Origin of the sequence: Paenibacillus silagei, from assembly GCF_017874735.1 — a bacterium.
Taxonomy (GTDB): Bacteria; Bacillota; Bacilli; order Paenibacillales; family Paenibacillaceae; genus Paenibacillus_AQ; species Paenibacillus_AQ silagei.
Genome location: NZ_JAGGLV010000004.1, coordinates 327,544 through 348,774, shown reverse-complemented (window position 1 = coordinate 348,774; position 21,231 = coordinate 327,544). Strand labels below are relative to the sequence as shown.

Annotated in this window: 16 protein-coding genes; 8 read left to right on the top strand and 8 right to left on the bottom strand. The window is 51.5% G+C overall.

Annotated elements, in window-relative coordinates; genetic code table 11:
- Positions 1 to 4 precede the first annotated feature (4 nt).
- Positions 5 to 1,471, top strand: a complete 1,467-nt coding sequence (locus tag J2Z70_RS08745) for a helix-turn-helix domain-containing protein (protein WP_209871622.1) — start codon at positions 5 to 7, stop codon at positions 1,469 to 1,471.
- Between the two features lie 251 nt (positions 1,472 to 1,722).
- Positions 1,723 to 1,884 (top strand): aspartyl-phosphate phosphatase Spo0E family protein, encoded by a 162-nt coding sequence (locus tag J2Z70_RS08740; RefSeq protein WP_209871620.1) that lies wholly within the window; start codon positions 1,723 to 1,725, stop codon positions 1,882 to 1,884.
- Positions 1,885 to 2,058: 174 nt separating this feature from the next.
- On the opposite strand, the gene J2Z70_RS08735 is transcribed toward J2Z70_RS08740, so the two are convergent.
- The 8 genes from J2Z70_RS08735 to J2Z70_RS08700 all read right to left on the bottom strand — a co-directional run bounded on the left by J2Z70_RS08735 (position 2,059) and on the right by J2Z70_RS08700 (position 12,461).
- A complete protein-coding gene (locus J2Z70_RS08735) occupies positions 2,059 to 3,258 on the bottom strand; it encodes an MFS transporter (protein WP_209871778.1) in 1,200 nt (399 codons plus the stop codon).
- A 101-nt stretch (positions 3,259 to 3,359) separates the two neighbouring features.
- Positions 3,360 to 4,391, bottom strand: coding sequence for an ROK family protein (locus tag J2Z70_RS08730; RefSeq protein WP_209871618.1), 1,032 nt, complete (start codon positions 4,389 to 4,391; stop codon positions 3,360 to 3,362).
- A gap of 270 nt (positions 4,392 to 4,661) precedes the next feature.
- Complete coding sequence (locus tag J2Z70_RS08725) at positions 4,662 to 5,657, bottom strand: collagen-like protein (RefSeq protein ID WP_245368084.1); 996 nt, start codon at positions 5,655 to 5,657, stop codon at positions 4,662 to 4,664.
- A gap of 859 nt (positions 5,658 to 6,516) precedes the next feature.
- Positions 6,517 to 6,747: a hypothetical protein gene (locus tag J2Z70_RS08720; protein ID WP_209871795.1), complete on the bottom strand. Its 231-nt coding sequence runs from the start codon at positions 6,745 to 6,747 to the stop codon at positions 6,517 to 6,519.
- Positions 6,748 to 7,001: 254 nt separating this feature from the next.
- A complete protein-coding gene (locus tag J2Z70_RS33620; RefSeq protein ID WP_281068127.1) occupies positions 7,002 to 8,726 on the bottom strand; it encodes an alpha-helical endospore appendage domain-containing protein in 1,725 nt (574 codons plus the stop codon).
- Between the two features lie 45 nt (positions 8,727 to 8,771).
- On the bottom strand, positions 8,772 to 10,496 hold the full coding sequence (locus tag J2Z70_RS33615) for an alpha-helical endospore appendage domain-containing protein (protein ID WP_281068126.1): 1,725 nt from the start codon (positions 10,494 to 10,496) through the stop codon (positions 8,772 to 8,774).
- Positions 10,497 to 10,713: 217 nt separating this feature from the next.
- The gene (locus tag J2Z70_RS08705; RefSeq protein WP_245368082.1) at positions 10,714 to 11,424 is read right to left on the bottom strand and encodes a hypothetical protein; all 711 of its coding nucleotides are present in this window, start codon (positions 11,422 to 11,424) and stop codon (positions 10,714 to 10,716) included.
- Between the two features lie 188 nt (positions 11,425 to 11,612).
- Complete coding sequence (locus tag J2Z70_RS08700; RefSeq protein ID WP_245368081.1) at positions 11,613 to 12,461, bottom strand: AraC family transcriptional regulator; 849 nt, start codon at positions 12,459 to 12,461, stop codon at positions 11,613 to 11,615.
- A gap of 204 nt (positions 12,462 to 12,665) precedes the next feature.
- Between J2Z70_RS08700 and J2Z70_RS08695 the strand changes: the two genes are divergently transcribed.
- The 6 genes from J2Z70_RS08695 to J2Z70_RS08670 all read left to right on the top strand — a co-directional run bounded on the left by J2Z70_RS08695 (position 12,666) and on the right by J2Z70_RS08670 (position 21,089).
- Positions 12,666 to 13,325, top strand: a complete 660-nt coding sequence (locus tag J2Z70_RS08695) for a ThuA domain-containing protein (RefSeq protein ID WP_209871611.1) — start codon at positions 12,666 to 12,668, stop codon at positions 13,323 to 13,325.
- A 24-nt stretch (positions 13,326 to 13,349) separates the two neighbouring features.
- Entirely contained in the window at positions 13,350 to 14,453 is a 1,104-nt protein-coding gene (locus J2Z70_RS08690) for a Gfo/Idh/MocA family protein (RefSeq protein WP_209871608.1), read from the top strand.
- Positions 14,454 to 15,222: 769 nt separating this feature from the next.
- Positions 15,223 to 16,932 carry an alpha,alpha-phosphotrehalase gene (gene treC, locus J2Z70_RS08685; RefSeq protein WP_425355103.1) on the top strand — a complete coding sequence of 570 codons (1,710 nt, stop codon included), beginning with the start codon at positions 15,223 to 15,225 and terminating at the stop codon, positions 16,930 to 16,932.
- Between the two features lie 101 nt (positions 16,933 to 17,033).
- Complete coding sequence (gene treP / locus J2Z70_RS08680) at positions 17,034 to 19,019, top strand: PTS system trehalose-specific EIIBC component (RefSeq protein WP_209871601.1); 1,986 nt, start codon at positions 17,034 to 17,036, stop codon at positions 19,017 to 19,019.
- Positions 19,020 to 19,147: 128 nt separating this feature from the next.
- Positions 19,148 to 19,867 (top strand): trehalose operon repressor, encoded by a 720-nt coding sequence (gene treR / locus J2Z70_RS08675; RefSeq protein WP_209871598.1) that lies wholly within the window; start codon positions 19,148 to 19,150, stop codon positions 19,865 to 19,867.
- 154 nt (positions 19,868 to 20,021) lie between these two features.
- Positions 20,022 to 21,089 (top strand): response regulator, encoded by a 1,068-nt coding sequence (locus J2Z70_RS08670; protein WP_209871595.1) that lies wholly within the window; start codon positions 20,022 to 20,024, stop codon positions 21,087 to 21,089.
- Positions 21,090 to 21,231: the final 142 nt, after the last annotated feature.

Here is a 21,231-nt window from a genome sequence, read left to right as displayed (position 1 = left end):
CCTATTGAGCAATAACAAACATGTTCCAAACCCTAGCTCTCTTGTTAAACCAATAGCTTCTATACTAACCTTGATCGAGAGAGAGATGGAACAGCAGAATGTAACATTGCATCAACTTGCACAGCAAAGCGGGATAAACCGTGGTCTATTAAGTGCTATCTTTACGAGCATACCTTCAAAACCTATACCCGTTAGGCAGTTAGACTTGATCGGAAAGGTACTGGGCCAACCTCCTGGCTGGCTGTATGAGTTATATGTGACCGAATGCTTTGCCAGCGGAAAAACACACTGGAAACAGATTAAAAATTTTTTGCTGCGATGTGTACAGCTTGAAAAAGAGGATTTGATTACTGCCACGTTGAACCAAATCATGGAAGAGCCTGTTCATATCCAAGATGTATTCACTTTAGCTGAGTCACTTTTTGCCCAAGGAGAGTGGAAGGCTTCCATTCCGTTTTACCGCTGTATCTGTGAAAATGAGATCAAGCAGCATTCTGAGCGGCTAGCCACAAGTCATTACAAATGGTTTCGAGCAAGACTAGGCACTGACATGAAAAAAAACCATGAGGCTGCGCTCAAATTTGCATCTTATCGAAATCGTCTTTCCGAAAACCTGCAATTAGACGGCCTCCTGCAATTAGCCAATGTTCATTTTAACCTGCAGCAATGGGACGAAGTGATCCAATATGCCGATGAAATGAAAGCCTTGCTGACTATTATTCTCTTCCCAAAAAAAGAACGCTCACGTAGAGGAATCACCGAAACGGAAGCCTTTATCACAGAACGTCATTTGGTCTTTTATTATGGGCAGAGTTTTTTGCTGAAAGGGAATGCTCTGGAGTGGATGGGAGACTATGAACAAGCTTTAGAGTATATTGCCGGATATGAGGATCTGAGCTGGTTCAAAAACCTGGATGATACTGGTTGGAAGGAAATCTACAAATTCACACGGTTTGCTGAGGCCAATCGTTATAATCTGAATGTGCTTATGGGACATTTTGATTGTTTGCCAGAATATCTAACCTTTTTAGACAAGTATCCAGAAGAGTGGCTGCCTAGCCTGCTGACCATCATGAATGCAGTTAACCGTTTTGAATATGAGGCTGACAAAGTGCTTGCTCATTTCAAAGATCAAATAGATGAGTTACTGACGAACGATTCCTGGCCTGCCCATGTGCATTATCAAGATGTTTTCCAACGTGACCGCTACGCGCGGTTATGCTATGAGCTGGCTAAGTATTGTCTGTTTCACCATCAGTATCAAGAAGGGATCGATCGGCTGCTACAAGCGTTGTCCCATTCCATTGCATTGAGCAACAAGAACCTCATCATAAATTGTGCGGCCTTTTTTGAGCAGTACCGAAATCAGGCTTTGGCACAACAAAAGGCAAGGTATGAGCATTTTATGAAAGGAGTGATTGAAGATGCGCAAGTGGCTTTCATCCCTGCTTTTAGTGACCCTTCTCTGTAGTTCATTGTTCTTGGGAGTAATACCGCCCATTCCACCTGACAGTTCCTTTCCTGTGACCGTATCCACGCTCTCAAATGGTGAAGGTTCTTGAAAAAATCAAACAAAAACAACCTCCGTGATTTAAAAGCGGGGGTTGTTTTGTGTCTAAGGGCGAAAAAATTTTTAAAGCGTGAATCCTAAAAGGCTTTTTTCTTTGTTGGGTAACTCTTGTTAAAATGGGTTAAACATCAAAATATGGGAGAATCATTTATATGGACAACCTACAGCAAAAGATCGAAGAAAGAAGAAAGGAACTGAACGGGTTGGCTAAAGAATACGGTTTACTGGATGATCGGGTGTTGATGAAGTCGAGGGAATTGGATTGTCTATTAAACGAGTACCAAAGATTAGTTGTACATCTGGAGGCCATGTAATGTTTATTCCTATTATTCAGTCGTTATCGACAGGCCAACAACTTGCAGTTCTCATCCTGGCAGCAATACAGTTGATTGTCCTTATAATACTGCTTTCGCTACATAAGAAAAAGGACTCTTAAAAGGCAAGAGCAGAGCGGCAGCGCCCTCTGTCTTGCCTGATTCCATCAGAGCTTAGATCAGCTCCCGCCGCCGCTTCAAATACACATACAGCACGATGCCCGACAGGGAACAGATGGCGGCGCATAAGCCGATGAAACCGTACCCTGCCTGGAGTCCGCGCAGCAGGCCGATCTCTGTAGTGCTGCCGTACATTCTTTTGACGGTCTCAATGACCCAGCCGATAATATAGTTGCCGATGACGCTACCGAGGCCCATTAAGGTGACCACAAAGGTAATGGCTGTATCGCTTCCGTTCGGGTAACGGCGGGCGATGAAGGCCATAACGGTAGGGTAGATAATCGCGATCCCCGCCCCGGACAGGGCGAACAGAAAGGCGAGACGCTCCCCGCCGGCCAAGGCGGCGAAGGTGCAGACCGCCGAGAAGCAGGAGAAGATAATCAGCGAGAGCACGAAGCCGATCCGGTCTGTCAGTGCACCCAGCAAGAGCCGTCCCAGGGAGAATAGCAGGAAGAAGGCTGACAGTAAGCCGGAAGCGCGGACGGTATCCCAGGCGTAGGCTTTTTCCAGAAAGTTAACCAGCCAGCCGCCCACAGCCAGCTCTGAGACCACGCCGAAGGACAGAATCATCACCATCATCCAGAGCGCGGAATCGCGCGTCAGGGTACGGAAGGAGGTGCGGTCCTCATTCGGCAGATCATCCCCGGGAAACGTGCTTCGCAGCGCCGACAGAATCGGCAGCAGGCAGAGCGATAGCATGACCAGATACATCCCCCGCCAGTCCAGCGTATGACCGAATACACTCAGCGACATCACCCCGGTTGCCAGCAGCGGTGCAACGGTCGAGCTTAGTCCATAGAAGAAGTGGGATAAGTTCATCATCATTCCCGTGTTTTTGACGAAAATACGTGCCCCCAGAATCGCCAGCCCGATCTCCAGCATCCCGTTCCCGATGTACATCAGGAAGTAAGAGGAGGCGAACAGCGGATAGCTGTGAGAGAGATAGATCAGCACCCCCGAGATCACCATCGATGCGAACGAAATAACGGTGACTGCCTTGATGCCCCATCTGCGGACAAGCACGGCGGTGAACGAGCAGGCGATCAGATAACCGAGTGCATTCAGTGAGAGCAGGGTGCCGAGCTGGCCTTCATTAAGGTTGAAGGCGAGCTGAATCCGCGGGATGGCGGGTCCTTTAATATTTTCCGAGATTCCAAAGACGACAAAGCCCAGAAAGATGGTAACGAGCTGCATGATATAGACAGTATTGCGTTTGCTGCTTGGTGCACTGGCGGAATTGCCGGATTGAGCTTTCACAGTAAATAGCCTCCTGGATGATACAAAATAGTTGTGCCTTACTTTCGTTCAACCAGGTGGAACCGGTAATTCAGGCTTTCCGTGGTTGTGGTAATCAGTCCGCTCATGTATTCCTGCCGGGTATCCCGCTGAATCATCAGCTCGGGCATATGGCCCTGCGGAATAATCTCCAGGCATCCGCTACGCAGATCCTCCAGCATCTCCGGTGCGATATTATCGCCCGTGATTACAATGGTGGCCGGGTTAATGATGCTGATGATGGATACCAGTGCATGTACGGCCAGCTTGCGGGGATCGCCATTACCTTGGAGCAGCCGGAGCTGCTCTTCTCTGGGTATGCCGTAAGGCAGATAAGATACCTCACCGCTAAAAAAGCTGTGGCCGTTCAGCAAACGTCCGTTCACCATGAAGCCGGCCCCCGGATAATGATTCTTGGGGAAGGTCAGAACGGCAAAATGACTCTCTTCGTCCAGCAGCAGCTTCTGGTACAAGCCATACACCGTCAGATTCATATCATTCTCAATGATGATCTCTACCTCTTCATAGCGCTCCTTCAGGAAAAGCCCGAGCGGCTGCTCTGCAAGCGCAGGGACATCACAGATCCCTATTCGGTCCTGCTGCACAACCCCCGGAATGCCGATACCGATCGCCTGCACATTCGGATGCTCCGCAATCATCTCATCCAGCCACTTCCCAAGGGTATCTGGAGTAATCTCGTCATAGTCCTTAACAGCTTCCTCTATGATCTCACCGTTCAGATTGGCAAGCGCACACGTAATGGATTGCCGGCCGCCCTCCGAACGCACAATCATACAGATGATAGAAGAGTAATCTGCGTTGAACTGGTATATTCTCGCCGGTCTGCCGCCGCTGGATTCCTCCCAGCCCAGCTCCAGAATTTCACCCGTCTGAACCAGTTCATTCAGAATGGTGCCGCAGGTAGCCACGCTGAGCCGGGTCTGCCCGGCAATGGAGGCTTTGGTACCGGTGCCGGAAGTGCGCAGTGCATTTTTCACCAGCTCTACATTTATCTTTTTGACCAGTTGTGTGTTATGAGACGGCTGTGGCATAGCGGTTTTTCCCTCCCGGATGATTCTATCGATGTTATTAAAAGAGTTATAATAAGTGTATTGTAGTCAGTTTCCGGTGAAAGGGCAAGGTATTATTATCTCGTCGTATAATGAATACAAAGCCCGTATCGGCAGGGTTGTATGATCTCCCTAACCAATACGAGCCTATTAACGACAAATGCAATTATGCGTTTGAACTACAGTAAACATAAAGGCAGTACGTGATGCGAAATACAGAGCTTCTGAGCTGCTAATATCAGTAGTACCAAGTTAAGAAATTTTAAATATGCTTACATTACTGTAAGTGTCATTTTGTCCTGTGATTTGCAAGGTTAACCCTGTAATCCCTTGTGCTAAGACTGGGAAAATAAGCTCTGTGTTGGCCGTAGTTACATTTATCAGACCACTGGCCGCCAGGGCCAGGCCGCCAGAGCCTGTAGTTCCTCCAGCAGCTTTATACAGATAGGAGGGGAAGGGGGTAATTGCACCGTTCAAAGTAGGTATAACAGTTATAATATCGGCACTTGCAGAGGTATCACTAATAAACAATCGAATGTTGTAGGCAACAAAATAAATGCCTGTATCTGGTATCACTATACTCTGGTTACCACCGGTACCTCCAAGGGTAATCCCCTGAGCAAATACGGTATTGAACGGGATATTAACCGTGGTGTTATTAGCTACTGTTGTGTTATTGACCGGTACAAATCGTCCATGAGTGGCTAATATATTAGGCCCTGTGGTTCCGGTAAGGCCGGTAGCACCAGTGACTCCGGTAAGGCCGGTAGCACCAGTAACTCCGGTAAGACCGGTAGCACCAGTGACTCCGGTAAGGCCGGTAGCACCAGTGACTCCGGTAAGGCCGGTAGCACCAGTAACTCCGGTAAGACCGGTAGCTCCAGTAACTCCGGTGACACCAGTGACACCAGTGACACCAGTGACACCAGTGACACCAGTGACACCAGTGACTCCGGTAACTCCGGTAACTCCTGTAGCACCGGTCGGCCCCGTAGCCCCTTCTCCTGGACCAGTCGGCCCCGTCACACCGGTCGGCCCCGTAGCCCCTTCTCCTGGACCAGTCGGCCCTGTCACACCGGTCGGCCCCGTAGCCCCTTCCCCTGGACCAGTCGGTCCCGTCACACCGGTCGGCCCTGTTGCCCCTTCCCCTGGACCGGTCGGTCCGGTCACACCGGTCGGCCCTGTTGTGCCTCCCCCTGGACCGGTCGGCCCCGTAGCCCCTCCTCCTGGACCAGTCGGTCCTGTCATTCCAGTCGGCCCTTTCCCTCCGCCATTATGTTCTCCGAGCAATTCTTCAGACACCAACCGGTGTGCGGTGACCAGTTGACCAGTACTACTCTTGCCCCACACCGAAATTTGAACGAAATTGCTCAACTCAGGCACATTATCAGATGTAACAAATATAAATTCAAAACCATTAAAATCTGCGTAATAATTCTTCGTAATGACTTGATTTGCTGCAAGCTGGACAACTTCGCTAACGTACAAGACCCTTGTTCCCGCATTTAGATAATACCCCTGAATAGATACAGAGAACGCCGAGCTCACGCTGCGATTATCGATTTTAACGGTAACCTGCTGAGTAGGCCTCACTCCGCTAACCGGGTTATTTTCGATCGGTCCTGTTGATAAAAAGGCCATTGCTGTATCACTTCCTGTCCGTATATTTGAATTTCGTTCCATCGGCAGCACACTTAATGATTAATATAGTAATATTCAGACTTACTGGTTTGGTGTGGACTTGGGGAACCCATATAACCGCAAAAAAACAACCCCGCAAGATACTCTCCTGTGCGAGGCCGTTTCTTTTTCCTTAGAATATTTCAAGCTAACGCAGCTCGCTCGGTGTCCGCAACTGCTTCTCGGCTCCATTAGGATAGAAATCTTGTAATTGCACATGTCAGGTGCAGTTAATCCTATATTTTCATAATGGATAATTGGGTTGCAAGCCGATCAGCTACTGCAGTTACGACTGCTTCATCACCATGTCTCTGCTGGAAGCGAACCGGGCTGTGGAGCAATTAGCGGGGAAGCATGGCTTAAGGAGTATTTGTAAAAAGAAAAGTCATAGCGGGAGCACCTCTGTCCTGCCTAATTTCATCAAAGCCTAGATCAACTCCTGCCGCCGCTTCAAATACACATACAGTACAATGCCCGCCACGGAGCAGACGGCAGCGTACAAGCCGATGAAGCCATATTCCGCCTGGAGACCTCGCAGCAGGCCGAGCTGTCCTTCATCCAGATTGAACGACAGCTGAATCTGCGGAATGGCGGTTTTTTTGATATTTTCCGAGATGCCATAGACGACAAAGCCCAGAAAGATCGTAACGAGCTGCATGATATAGACGGTATTACATTTATTGCCAGATGTGCTGGCGGAAATTCCGGATTGTTCTTTCGCAATAGACAGCCTCCTGGATGAAGACAAATAGACTTGTAATAAGTGTATTGTGGTCAGTTTCCGGTGAAAGGATAAGATATAATTGGAAGAGCAGACGACTGAATCGTTTCACACAAAAAGCCCGTACCTTGCAGGGAGCAGGACTTGCTGCCGGGTAAGGGCTTTTGATAAAGAATGTTATGGTCTAGCTATTATTCAGAGACTTTGACAAATGTAATCTGGGCTCCTAATCGAGCATTATCTGTGGTTAACACGGCAGGCGTAGGAGCATCATTCACCAGCGTTACTAATCCACTGGTTGTAGTTATATTAACGAGGAAGGTATTTATTACACCGATGGTTTCACCAGCAGTGGGTAGACTATTCGTAGCTCTGCTGCCCGCAATAGAATTGGCTGCACCATTTAAGCGCAGTTCAAAAGTTAAGTTGTTGCCTTGCGTTGTCACATTCCCGCTTATCATCCAGGTAACTAAATACGTTCCCGTCAATAATTGTACGGCGTCGCCATTTACAGTAATATCAGGTGATCCGTTGTCAGGACCAAAATAATTAAGAGGGACTACTCCATTACTAGCCGTTACAGTTACACTAGCAGAATTATTTCCGACAATTAAGTTGCGTGCAGTAGCACTTAGCCCCGTGACGCCCGTAAGCCCCGTCATTCCCGTGAAGCCGGTAAGACCCGTAAGTCCGGTCATTCCCGTAACGCCAGTCAGACCGGTAACTCCGGTCATTCCTGTAACGCCAGTCACACCGGTAAGCCCGGTCATTCCCGTAACGCCAGTCAGACCGGTAAGCCCGGTCATTCCCGTAACACCGGTAAGACCCGTAAGTCCGGTCATTCCCGTAACGCCAGTCAGACCGGTAAGTCCGGTCATTCCCGTAACGCCGGTAAGCCCCGTAAGCCCGGTCATCCCCGTGAGGCCGGTCTCACCGGTAAGTCCGGTCATTCCCGTAACGCCGGTCTCACCGGTAAGTCCGGTCATTCCCGTAACGCCGGTCTCACCGGTAAGTCCGGTCATTCCCGTAACGCCAGTCACACCGGTAAGCCCGGTCATTCCCGTAACGCCGGTCACACCAGTAGCGCCCGTCAGTCCGGTCATTCCCGTAACGCCAGTCACACCGGTAAGCCCGGTAAGTCCGGTGACGCCGGTTTGACCAGTATCCCCAGTGTTACCTGTAACGCCTGTAACGCCCGTGACGCCCGTAACGCCCGTCAGTCCTGTAGCTCCTGCTCCTGTTGTCCCCGTAGGCCCTTGTTCCCCAATGGGAATCCATGGATTGTAAGGGGGACCACCATTCTGGCTGCTGCGGTAGTAGAGGGAAGGGTTGGAAATATAAAGCTGCTGGACATAGTTGCCAACACGGGAGACATAAATCGTCCACACGGCAGGGTGGGCTACAGGTGGGCTGTCCGGGGGAGGCGGACCATTCGGATCATCCGAGCTATAGACACCAGGATCGTTATACTGGGCGAGTGTGCTATCTGAAGGCAGGTCATTGTAGATGGGGAAGACGCCGTCCTCAGCATTCAACACCACTTCTCCAGTCTGACCGTTGACGCTTGCGACGGCTCCGGCGGCACCGGTAGGCCCGGGTGCTCCGGTAGGTCCAACCAGTGTGGGAATACTGGCTGCAGCATCCAGCTTAGAATCGAGCATCATCTCTTGGCGTAAGATGGTACTTAGCATGGCTTGGGCACTGCTGTTGACGTCAAGTACCTGTTCGAGCGTAGCGGCAGGACCGGTGATTCCAGGCAGCGTACCCAGGGCAAACTGGATTTTCTCACCTTCTGCGTTAATGATATGGGCAAGTCCGAGCTCCTCCATGGCAATCGAGGAGAGCAGCAAGTTAACGGCATCATCCCTTGTTAATGTAATCGTGGGGCTGATGTTGGGAATGTTGGGATTAGACAAATGGTTAGCCTCCTTAAAATAGGGTTCATTTCTTATCTTGAATGATCAGACTTTCACAACGGTTATCATCGCTCCAATTCGTGCTGCAACTGTGCTTATGCGTACCTGTCCTGGGCCAACGTTGACTAAAGTGATATCTACAGGGGTTGCCCCCACAGTTAGAAGGAAAGTGGCAGAAAGACCAACAGTTTGACTAGTTATAGCGGCGCTATTAGCTGCTTTGCTACCTATAATTGAATTCGCAACACCACCTTGCTGCATCTCAAAAAGCATACCTTGTCCCGCTGTTACAGGGCCTCCGCTAATATCCCAAGTAATTAAATAGGTGCCGGTTAATAGTGTTATGGTCGAACCCGTCCTCGTAATGTCTGGGCTACCATGATCAACATTAGTTATTGTAGTTGTGAGAGGGACTACACCGGGAGCCACATTTGCGCTTGAGCTAGTATTTGCAACAGTTAAATGCCGAACGGTAGCAAGGGATCCAGTCATCCCGGTAAATCCGGTTTGCCCTGTATGACCCGTAAGCCCGGTAAGCCCGGTAAGCCCAGTAAGCCCTGTGAGGCCAGTAAGTCCGGTAGCCCCGGTAGGTTCGACACCGGTAACACCCGTCAATCCAGTCATTCCTGTGAGGCCTGTAACACCGGTCAACCCGGTAACTCCCGTGAGGCCTGTAACACCGGTAGCCCCGGTAGGTTCGACACCGGTCATCCCGGTCAACCCAGTAAGCCCCGTGAGGCCGGTCAACCCGGTCAACCCGGTAACTCCCGTAAGTCCGGTAAGCCCGGTAGCCCCGGTAGGCTCGACACCGGTAACACCGGTCAATCCAGTCATTCCTGTGAGGCCTGTAACACCGGTCAACCCGGTAACTCCCGTGAGGCCAGTAAGTCCGGTAGCCCCGGTAGGTTCGACACCGGTCACCCCGGTCAACCCGGTAAGCCCCGTGAGGCCAGTAAGCCCGGTCAATCCGGTAAGCCCCGTGAGGCCAGTAAGCCCGGTCAACCCGGTAAATCCTGTAAGGCCAGTAACCCCGGTCATCCCGGTAAGTCCGGTAAGCCCTGTAACTCCTATTCCTGTTGGCCCCGTAGGCCCTTGTTCCCCGATGGGAATCCATGGATTGTAAGGGGGACCACCATTCTGGCTGCTGCGGTAGTAGAGGGAAGGGTTGGAAATATAAAGCTGCTGGACATAGTTGCCAACACGGGAGACATAAATCGTCCACACGGCAGGGTGCGCCAGAGGAGGATTACCCGGGGCGGGTGGACCGTCCGGAGGCGGCAGACCGTCCGGGTTATCCGAGCTATAAACGCCGGGCTCTGTAAACTGGCCCAGGGTGCTATCCGAAGGATTATCAAGGAAGATAGGGAAGACGCCATCTTCCGCACCCAGTACCACTGCGTCTGTCTTGCCGTTGACACTTAAGACACCACCTGGAGGCCCCGGTGGTCCTGCAGGTCCGCTAGGTCCGATTACAATAGGAAGATTGGCGGCGGTTGTAAGCCTGAAATCCAGCATCATATCCTGCTTGAAGGTGGTACGCAGCATGGACTGTACGTTATTATTCATTTCAAGCACCTGGGCTACTGTAGCAGGGGGACCACTTAATCCTGGCAGCGTGCCCAAGGCGAATTGGATCTTCTCCCCTTCCGCGTTAAGAATATGGGCTAGTCCAAGCTCCTGCATAGCAATGGAAGAGAATAAAAGGTTGACAACATCATCTCTGTTTAATGAAATCGCAGGTGTGATATTAGGGATATTGGGATTGGACAATATAAGTAACCTCCTTATGTTGGTTTAACCCTATCGTATGCTTCGAAGAACTTTGATGATATATATAGGGGCCTAACTTTTGGTTATTCAGCATTAATTTCAGAATGCTTCCATCAGTATTCAGCAGCAGTAAAAAGAAATAAGCAGCCCCTGCCAAAGAGGCTGCTTTCCGGCTTCCATCATGACTGAGATACTGTTACTCTACGAGCAGTTACAGTTAATCCGATAATTTAATAAACGATATTTGGACGGCAAGCCGACCACTTACTGCGGTTACGGCTGCATCGTCACCATCGTTAAATAAATTAATAGAGTAGCCGGCATCAGGCACGGCTATGATTAGATTGGCCCCTAAAGAAATGGTTTGTGGAGCAGTCGGAGCAACGCTGTTGACTGCTCTGCTACCCAGGATTAGCGACGTGTCATTTCGCAAGGCAAAGGACAGAACGGTGGCTCCGGTGGGAACACCTCCGCTTATATTCCATGAAACCCAGTAGTTTCCCCGTAACAGAGTAACTCTGGTTGCTGATGTTTGTACAATATCAGGAGCGCCGTTATCGACAAGTGGCGGCTGAGTAAACTGAACTTCGTCATTGGCAGTAAGCGTACCGGAAGTGGTTTTGCCAATAAACAGGTGGCGGGCTGTAGATGTATTGCCAGTGACGCCAGTGAGCCCAGTGACTCCAGTGACTCCAGTGACTCCAGTGACTCCAGTGACTCCAGTGACTCCAGTGACTCCAGTGACTCCAGTGACTCCAGTGACTCCAGTGACTCCGGTGACTCCGGTGACTCCAGTGACTCCGGTGACTCCGGTAGCTCCAGTAACTCCTGTAGCCCCGGTACCACCCGTAGCCCCTTCCCCTGTACCCGTAGGCCTCACTCCGCTAACCGGGTTATTTTCGATCGGTCCTGTTGATAAAAAGGCCATTGCTTTATCACTTCCTGTCCGTATATTTGAATTTCGTTCCATCAGCAGCATACTTTACGATTATTATAGTAATATTCAGGTTTACTGGTTTGGTGTGGACTTGGGGAATCCATATAACCGCAAAAAAACGCCCACGCAAGGATACTCTCCTGTGCGAGGCCGTTACTCTCTCTTTTGGATATTTTAGTCTAACGCAGCTCGCTCGGTGTCCGCAGCTTAACCTGCTTGAACACCCGGTTGAAGGTGCGGATATTGGTGAAGCCGCATTCCAGGGCGATATCCAGAATGCTTTTATCGGTGCCCAGCAGCAGACGTTCTGCCTGATTGACGCGGATGCTATTCAGGTACGCCACATAACTCATGCCTGAGATACTTTTGAAGAAGCGGGAGAAGTAGAACAGGCTCATATTGGCATGCCGGGCGGCATCGGCCAGGGTGATGGGGTGCATATAATGGATATCCAGGTATTCCAGCACCCCCTGCATAATCTTCATATTCGTAATGCGCCGCTTATCCTTATGCGGATTCACGATATCCAGCGGTATCTGCCGCAGAATCAGCGCACATAGCTCGTGCAGCAGGCCGGTCACCAGTTGTTCATGATGCGGGGGCTTCTCCAGATGCTCCTCCAGAAGCTCATGCATAATTGCAGGCAGGCGGGGGTTAATTTGTTCTAAAGCAGACTGGCTCTGGTCCAGAAAAGGAGACATCAGCCGCTTATTCAGGGGCCAGCCTGCGGGATATCCGATCAGTGAAGGATTGAAAATAATCATCAGCAGCTTGGACTCGCTGTTCTTGCTGTCATAATAATGGATATCTCCGCTGCTGCACACGGCCAGATCCCCGGCACTCAGCACCCGTGTCTCGGAGTTGATCCCCATCCGGATCGAACCCTCCAGGACATAGACAATTTCCAGATCATTGTGCCAGTGGGCCAGGAAATTAATGTTGCGGCTCACAAAGGCAGTGAAGGGGAACGCATAGCCATACGTCCGGTTCTCATGAAACGCTCTCATGGTTACTCCTGTTCTCGTCATTCCCGGCTGTTCGTCAGGAAGCGGTTTCAGTGATTAGATACTTATCGCATCATGCAATCTTAAATTTAGCAAAAAATGACCATTCTCACAAGCAAAATGACGAGCAGGGACGACCCGAATGGATTACAATTTCTTCAGGAAGACCTGATCTTAATCAATCTATAACCCAAACTTAAATAAATAGGACAAAAAGGAGAGCTTGAGATGGCAAAGAAGGCATTGATTGTAAAAGGCGGATGGGACGGGCATGAACCGAATGAGGTAGGGGCTCTTTTTGCAGATATCCTTACGAGTGAAGGCTTCGAGGTTCAAGTCTCGGATACGCTGGACAGCTTCAATGATGCGGAGGCGCTGAAGGCGCTGAATCTGATTGTGCCGGTATGGACCATGGGTGAGATTAAAGGAGAGCAGGTGTCAGCGGTGCTGGCGGCTGTCGCCTCGGGCGTAGGGATTGCCGGCTGCCACGGCGGGATGTGCGACTCCTTCCGTAATAATACTGAATGGCAATTTCTGACCGGGTCGCAATGGGTGGCGCATCCTTTCAACGATGGAGTGGATTATGAAGTGAACATCGTGAAATCCGGCTCCAGCCCGATTGTAGAAGGCATGCAGGACTTCATGGTGAAGTCTGAGCAGTATTATCTGCATGTCGATCCAGCAGTGAATGTACTGGCTACCACTACTTTTGTCATGAGTGAAGGCGAGCATTCGGCCAATGGTGTCATCACGATGCCGGTGGTCTATACGAAGAAATGGGGCCAGGGCAAGGTATTCTATAACGCGCTTGGACATCATGCGGATGTGTTCGATATTCCGGAGGCCAAGGAACTGATGCGCCGGGGCTTCTTGTGGGCAGCTAAATAAACGAAGGACAAGGTGGGATACAGCGTGCGTAAAGTTAAAATTGGGATTGTTGGCTGCGGGAATATCAGCGGCATTTATTTTGAAAATTTGACCGGAACCTTCAAGAATACGGAGGTCTACGCCTGTTCGGATCTGAATCTGGAGCGGGCGCAGCAGGCGGCAGAGCAGTACGGAGTGCCGAATGTCTGGACAACAGCGGAGCTGCTGGCTTCGGATGAGATTGAGATTGTTGTGAATCTGACGACGCCAAATTATCACTTCGAGGTGTGTAAGCAGGCGCTGCTCGCAGGCAAGCATGTCTATGTGGAGAAGCCGCTGTCGTTGTCGCTTGAGAACGGAACCGAGCTGGTCGCATTGGCCCAAGAAAAGAATCTGTTCATCGGCTGTGCTCCTGACACCTTCCTCGGAGGCGGTCTGCAGACCTGCGCCAAGCTGATTGCAGACGGATATATCGGCGAGCCGGTGGCGGCAACGGCCTTCATGCTCTGCCATGGTCATGAGAGCTGGCACCCGGACCCTGAATTCTACTATCAGGCCGGCGGCGGCCCGATGTTCGATATGGGGCCGTATTATCTGACGGCTCTGGTATCCTTGCTGGGCCCGGCGACTACGGTATGCGGCATGACCAAGACCTCTTTCCCTACCCGGACGATCACCAGTGAGAAGAAGTTCGGCAAGGTTGTAGAGGTTGAAGTCCCTACGCATGTGGCCGGAACGATCCAGTTCGCCAGCGGAGCAGTTGCAACGATGATTACCAGCTTCGATGTCTGGCACAGCACGTTGCCGCGTATCGAGATCTACGGCTCGCTGGGCACCCTGATTGTGCCGGACCCGAACACCTTCGGCGGCCCGATCCTGCTGCGCCCGGCGCATAGCTCCGAATTCAAGGAGATTCCGGTGGTTCATAGCTATGAGGGGAACAGCCGGGGCATCGGCGTAGCGGATATGGCGCGCTGCATCGAGACCGGAGAGACTCCGCGTGCGAACGGCGAGCTGGCGAATCATGTGCTGGAGATGATGCACGCCTTCCACACCAGCTCAGACACTAAGCGCTACGCGGAGCTGACCACCACCTGCGAGCAGCCGAAGCTGCTGCCGCTGGGACTGATTAAGGGATATTTGGAATAATTAATAGTAAGAGAGATATACAGAGAGATTCAAAGAGGTATAAAGAGGTACAGTGAGGTAAAGAGGACTAGTAATAGGCAGCGTTCCTGTCTCCGGTATTCGGGGAGGGGGCGCTGTTTTTTTATTGTTTGGGAAATTATGAGAGTGCATCCGATCTCACCTGACGCGTGCTAAATATGCTAATGAGGAGCAGTAGTGCTCCTCATTATGCCGAATGCCGCCAGAAGTAGACGAATAGAGAAGGGGGAGGGCAAACTGCTGCGTCCCTCGCCGCGCCATCGCTCCGCTGCGGCCTGCTTGAAGCAAGTGGAAAAAGGGCACTTGCTTTAACGCAGAATGACAAAAGTAGGATAACGAGTGGAAAAAGTACATCTAATTCTGCCGGAAATGTCCAGAGGCAGGGAAATGGAAGATAGTAGATGCTGTTTATCCAATTAAATGCCCTCCGAAGCCTATTTGACGGAATTTAAATGTACAATTTCCACCTACTACTTATACCCGCGAGCTTCCCGCAACCCACTATCTTTCAACTACCCTACCCACTGACTATCTACCGACTATCTACCGGACTATCTTCCCACTACCCATTTACTACTCCAACTACTAAATTACCCGTTAAATCATCTACTAGGCCAGTCCATATTGACAACCTGTATATACAGGTTTACACTGTGTGAGGTGTTTGATCTTGTATATACAAGTGTAATGAATGACAATAAAGCGATTTTTGCTGAGGACAACACAGAAATTCTACATGGAGGTGCTAACTTTGAGCCAAGCCCGGAATTCGGAATGGTGGCGGCGGTCCACCGTGTATCAGGTGTATCCGAAGAGCTTCAAGGATACGACAGGTAACGGAACAGGAGATATAAGAGGCCTGACGGAGAAACTGGATTATTTGCAGGAGCTAGGGATTGATATTGTCTGGCTTCAGCCGGTCTATGTCTCGCCGGGACATGATAACGGTTACGATGTGGCCGACTATGAACGGATTAACCCCGAATTCGGCACGATGGAGGACTTCGACGAGCTGATAGCGGAGCTGCACCGGCGCGGAATGAAGCTCATGACGGATATCGTAGTCAACCATACCTCGACAGAGCATGAGTGGTTCAAGCAGGCGGTCTCCAGCCGGGAGAATCCGTACCGCGATTATTATATCTGGAAGGCCCCGGCGCCGGGCGGCGGAGTACCGAACAACTGGCAGTCGAAGTTCGGCGGCCCGGCGTGGCAACTGGATGAGGCGTCAGGCCAATATTATCTTACTCTTTTTGACAAGACGCAGGCGGATCTGAACTGGGAGAACCCTCAGGTCCGCAGCGCGGTGAACGAGATGATGCTGTTCTGGGCCCGCAAGGGTGTGGACGGCTTCCGCATGGATGTGATTAACCTGATCTCCAAGGACCAGCGCTTCCCGGATGATGACGGGAGTGTGCCGCCGGGAGATGGACGGAAATTCTACACAGATGGTCCACGTGTCCATGAATTCATCAGAGCGATGTATGACGAGGTGTTTGGCCCGCATGAGCTGATCACGGTCGGTGAGATGTCCTCTACGACACTTGAGCAGTGCATCCGGTATTCCAATCCTGAGCGGCGGGAATTCTCAATGACCTTCAACTTCCATCATCTGAAGGTGGATTATCCGAACGGCCGGAAGTGGGAGCTGATGCCTTATGATTTCGAGGCGCTGAAACGGCTGTTCTCGGAGTGGCAGACCGGGATGCAGGAGGGCGGGGGCTGGAACGCTTTATTCTTCAACAATCACGATCAGCCTCGCGCCCTCTCCCGGTTCACAGACGACACGGCGTACCGCGAGGAGAGCGCCAAGCTGCTGGCAACCACCCTGCATGGACTTCAAGGTACGCCGTATGTCTATCAGGGAGAAGAGATCGGGATGCCGAATCCCAAGTGGCGGGGTATTGAAGAATTCCGCGATATCGAGTCGCTGAATATGTACCGGATTCTGTGTGAGCAGGGGGCAAGCCCCGGGGAGGCGCTCGCGATTCTGCAGGAACGTTCAAGGGACAACTCCCGGACGCCGATGCAGTGGGAGGACAGCCCGAACGCCGGGTTCACCACTGGTACTCCTTGGCTGAAGGTGGATGAACGTTACCCGGACATCAATGTGCAGAAGGAGCGGGAGCGGCCGGATTCGATCTTCCATCACTACCGCAAGCTGATCGCTCTGCGCAAGGCGCATGCGGTCTTCACCGACGGCATCTACCGCAGACTGGATGAAGGTCATCCTGAGGTATTCGCTTATGCACGGATGGGGGACGGCGAGGCGCTGGTGGTGGTCTCAAACTTCAGCGGCAAGCATGTTAGCTTCCGGTTCCCGGAGGAGCACTGGGCGGACTTAAATGTAACCGGGAAGGACAGGCTTCTGCTTGCCAATACGGATGAGCATCCCTCATTGACTCAAGAGCTTCAGCTTAGTCCGTATGCTTCATACATGTGGCTGATCAGCCGGAACTAAAGGAAGCTGGCCCTAGAGAAATGTACTTAAATATAGAAGCAACGCCCGCTAAGAGAAGCAACAACTGGTAAGCATTTATCAAGTATGCGAGGAGTGACAATATGGCTATAGACCGCAAAAATGTTGAAGATATCGTCCGGGCGGTTGGAGGCAAGGAGAACATTGAGGTAGCCACGCATTGTGTTACCCGGCTGAGGTTCTCACTCTATGACGAGAGCAAGGTGGATTCGGCGGCGCTGGACCGCAACGACCTTGTGAAGGGACAATTCTCTTCCCAGGGACAATTCCAGATTGTTATCGGACCGGGAACGGTAGATAAAGTCTATGATGAGATGATTCAGCTGACCGGCGGTGCGCGTTCCTCCAAAGATGAGGTGAAATCAGCCGCTGCCCGCAAGCAGAACCCGCTTCAGCGGGCGATCAAGACGCTGGCCGATATTTTTATTCCCATTCTTCCGGCCATCGTAACTGCGGGTCTGTTGCTGGGGATCAATAACCTGCTGACCGGCTCGGGGATCTTCTTCAGCCAGTCACTGGTGGATGTCTATCCGCAGTGGAAGGATATTGCGGCGATTATCAATACGATTGCCAGTACGGCGTTTACCTTCTTGCCGGCTCTGATCGGCTGGGCGGCCGTGACCCGCTTCGGGGGCAGTCCGCTGCTCGGGATTGTGCTGGGTCTGATTCTGGTTCATCCAGACTTATTAAGTGCTTACAGCTATGCTAACGCTTCTACGGAAGGGACGGTTCCAACCTGGAATCTGTTCGGCTGGCATCTGGAGCGGATCGGTTATCAGGGGCAGGTCCTGCCGGTCCTGGTATCGGCCTATATTCTGGCCAGCATTGAGAAATTCCTGGATAAGCGGGTCCATGATTCGATCAAATTGCTCGTAGTCGCACCCGTGACTCTGCTGATTACAGGGTTCCTGGCCTTCACTATCATCGGACCGGTTACGTTCGGCATTGCCAATGCCATTACCTCCGGGCTGATCTATATTTTCGACCATTTCGCCATACTCGGCGGCTTAATCTATGGCGGATTCTACTCGCTGCTGGTCATTACGGGCATGCATCACACCTTCCTGGCCGTGGATGTTCAGCTAATCGGCAGCGAAGGAGGTACCTTCCTCTGGCCGATGCTGGCGCTCTCCAACATTGCCCAGGGTGCGGCCGCACTGGCTATGATGTTCGTGATTAGAGAACAGAAGACGAAGGGGCTGGCGGTGACCTCATCCGTCTCGGCTTTCCTTGGAGTCACCGAGCCGGCGATCTTCGGGGTGAATATCCGCTACCGCTATCCGTTCATCTTCGGAATGATCGGCTCCGCGATGGCCGGAGTGCTGCTGACCGTGAATCAGGTCCGGGCCACTTCCATTGGTGTAGGGGGAGTTCCCGGCTTCCTGTCGATCTTCCCTAACCAGTGGGGCGTATTCTTCATCGGGATGGCGATCGTACTGATTGTGCCGTTTGTTGCCACGGTGCTGTATGGCCGGGCAGTTGTGCAGCGTGCAGCGAAAAGCCCGTCAGAGGCAACAGATCTGACGGATGCTAAGCCTGCGTCCAAAAGCGGGGAACTGAACAGCAGCAGCTCGGTTCAAGGCTCGCAGGAGCAGGAGCCCGTAAATATTCTGGAGCTGGCGTCGCCGCTCAGCGGAACGGCAGTGCCGCTGGAGCAGGTTCCTGATCCTGCATTTGCCGAGAAGCAGATGGGTGAAGGGATTGCCATTGAACCCGCCGAGGGTAAGGTGTATGCTCCGTTTGATGCTACAGTGGCCCATGTGATTAAGAGCAAGCATGCGCTGATTCTGGAGCATGCCAGCGGAGTCCAGGTGCTGATCCATGTCGGGATCAACACCGTGTCGCTCAAGGGCAGCGGCTTCACCACCCGTGCCAATATCGGCGATAAAGTGAAGGCAGGCGAGCTTTTGCTGGAATTCGATATGGAGGCCATCCGCGCCGCAGGATATCCATTAATCACTCCAATCATTATCCCCGCAGGGCAGGATATGGTGGAGCGGATTGAGGAGAAGACCGGACCGGCAACGGCGAAGCAGACAAGTATTCTGACGGTTCATCTGAAGGGTTGATCTGAGAGGATCAGGCATACAATATAAGGAATGGAGGACAGCCCTGCGGGGCTGTTTTTCTACAATTATAGAATTATATACTCTGTCCTGCAGCCAGGGCATGTTACAATATAGGGCGGTGATGATCGATGAGAGAGAATATATTTTTGCAGATCTATACGGAATATAGCAACCGTATTCATTCCGGCCAGCTTGCGCCCGGAACCAAGCTGCCCTCCGAGAGTGAGCTGGCGGAGGCTTACCAGACTTCGCGGGAGACGGTGCGCAAGGCGCTGAATCTCCTGTTCCGTGAGGGCTATATCAACAAAATCAAAGGCAGGGGCTCGTTCGTGCTGGATATGACGCGGATGGATTTTCCCGTAACCGGACTGATCTCATTCCAGGAGCTGACAGGGACGCTCGGGGTTACCTCGCGGACACTGGTAGAGGAGACGGTCCTGGAGCCGGCAGGCTCTCTGCTGGCCCGGCAACTGCACATTGCTGAAGAGACGCCGGTATGGAAGGTGATCCGCGCCAGAGAGATTGAAGCCGAACGGATTATTCTGGACAAAGACTATTTCCGCTCAGATATCGTCCCATTTCTGAGCAAGGAGATTGCAGAAGGCTCTATTTATGAATACCTGGAGTCTGAGCTGGGTCTTAAAATCAGTTATGCCAAAAAGCTGATTTCCGTTGAGCCCTCAACCGGGGAGGATCAGCGCCTGCTGGACCTGAAGCAATATACGCATATTGTCGTAGTGCGCAACTATGTATATCTGGAGAATACCGTGCTGTTCCAATATACCGAGTCCCGGCACCGGCTGGACAAATTTCAGTTTGTGGATTTTGCCAGAAGGGTTAGGCGGTAAACGGTCAGGAGCAGGCGATTATATTAATTTTTTATTACGGAAATTATAGATGTCAATCCGGCAGTTAAGCTATACTATCAATAATACTGGTAAAATTATCATTTATACTCATCCTAAATGTAAATAGTCAAACTCAATCATAGGAGTGGCTTAGGTGTACACTGCCGTAATTTTGGAAGACGAGATTCCTGCGCTGGATTTGCTGGAGGTGCTGGTCAGCCGTCATGAGAGCTTCACAATATCCGGTACGTTCACCAATCCTGCGGAGGCACTTGAACAGCTGCCGGAGCTGCAGCCGGATATTATCTTTTTGGATGTGGAGATGCCGCAGATGAACGGATTGGAGCTGGCCCGGCGAATCCGTGAGGTTTCGGAGCAAGCCCACATTGTTTTTACAACAGGTCATACGCATTATGCGGTGAAAGCCTTCGATGTACAGGCCCTGGATTACATTGTCAAGCCCGTTACCCCTAAAGCAATCGAACGGGTGTACGACCGGCTTGCCAGACAGCAGCCTTCCCGGAGCATGCCGGAGCGGCCTGCCGCCGCTGCCCCGGTTCCAGCACCAACCGTTACGGGATTTGGACGGCTGGAGGTCCGTAACGCGGATCATCAGCTGCTCCAATTCCCTACGCGGATCTCGGAGGAACTTTTCGCCTATCTGCTCTGTCATCCTAACCGTGAGGCGGATAAATGGAAGCTGTCCGAGCTGCTCTGGCCGGATATGGATGGAGAGCGGGTTCTGCGCAATCTGCACACGGCCATCTATCGGGTGAAAAGAGTCATGGAGGCGGGCGGCCTCCCCATGAGAATCAAGAAGACCTCTGAGGGTTATACGCTGGATACCGGAGAATTCGTCTATGACGTTATGCAATATCAGCAGGCGGGACGATTACTGACGGGTGAATGTCTGGATCTGGAGCAGCTGGAGAAGCTCTTTAGCCTGTACCGGGGACCGTTGTTTCAGGGGAAGCCGTATGTATGGAAGATTTCCCTGGAAGAGAAATACCGTCTGATCTATGAGAAGCTCAGTCTTCGGCTGATCAGCGAGGCCATATCGGGTAGTGCACTCCAGGCAGCGGAGGACCGGTTCTACGCCTGTCTGCTGGCCGAACCGCAGAATGAGGAGTTTTACCGCCAGCTGCTGCAGCTTTTTCCGGCTGAAGATCAGAATCGGCGTATGCAGCAGATGTATTCCCGGCTTAGAGAAGAGCATACCTAACCGCAGCTGAAATTAAGCACCATAAGGCAGGGCGTTCACGTATAATCGTGCGCTCTGCTTCTTTTTTTTGACTTTTAGCCCGGGTTATCGACATTTTCCGATCATTTGTGAGAATTTTGTGAGAGTGATTTGGTTTTATATG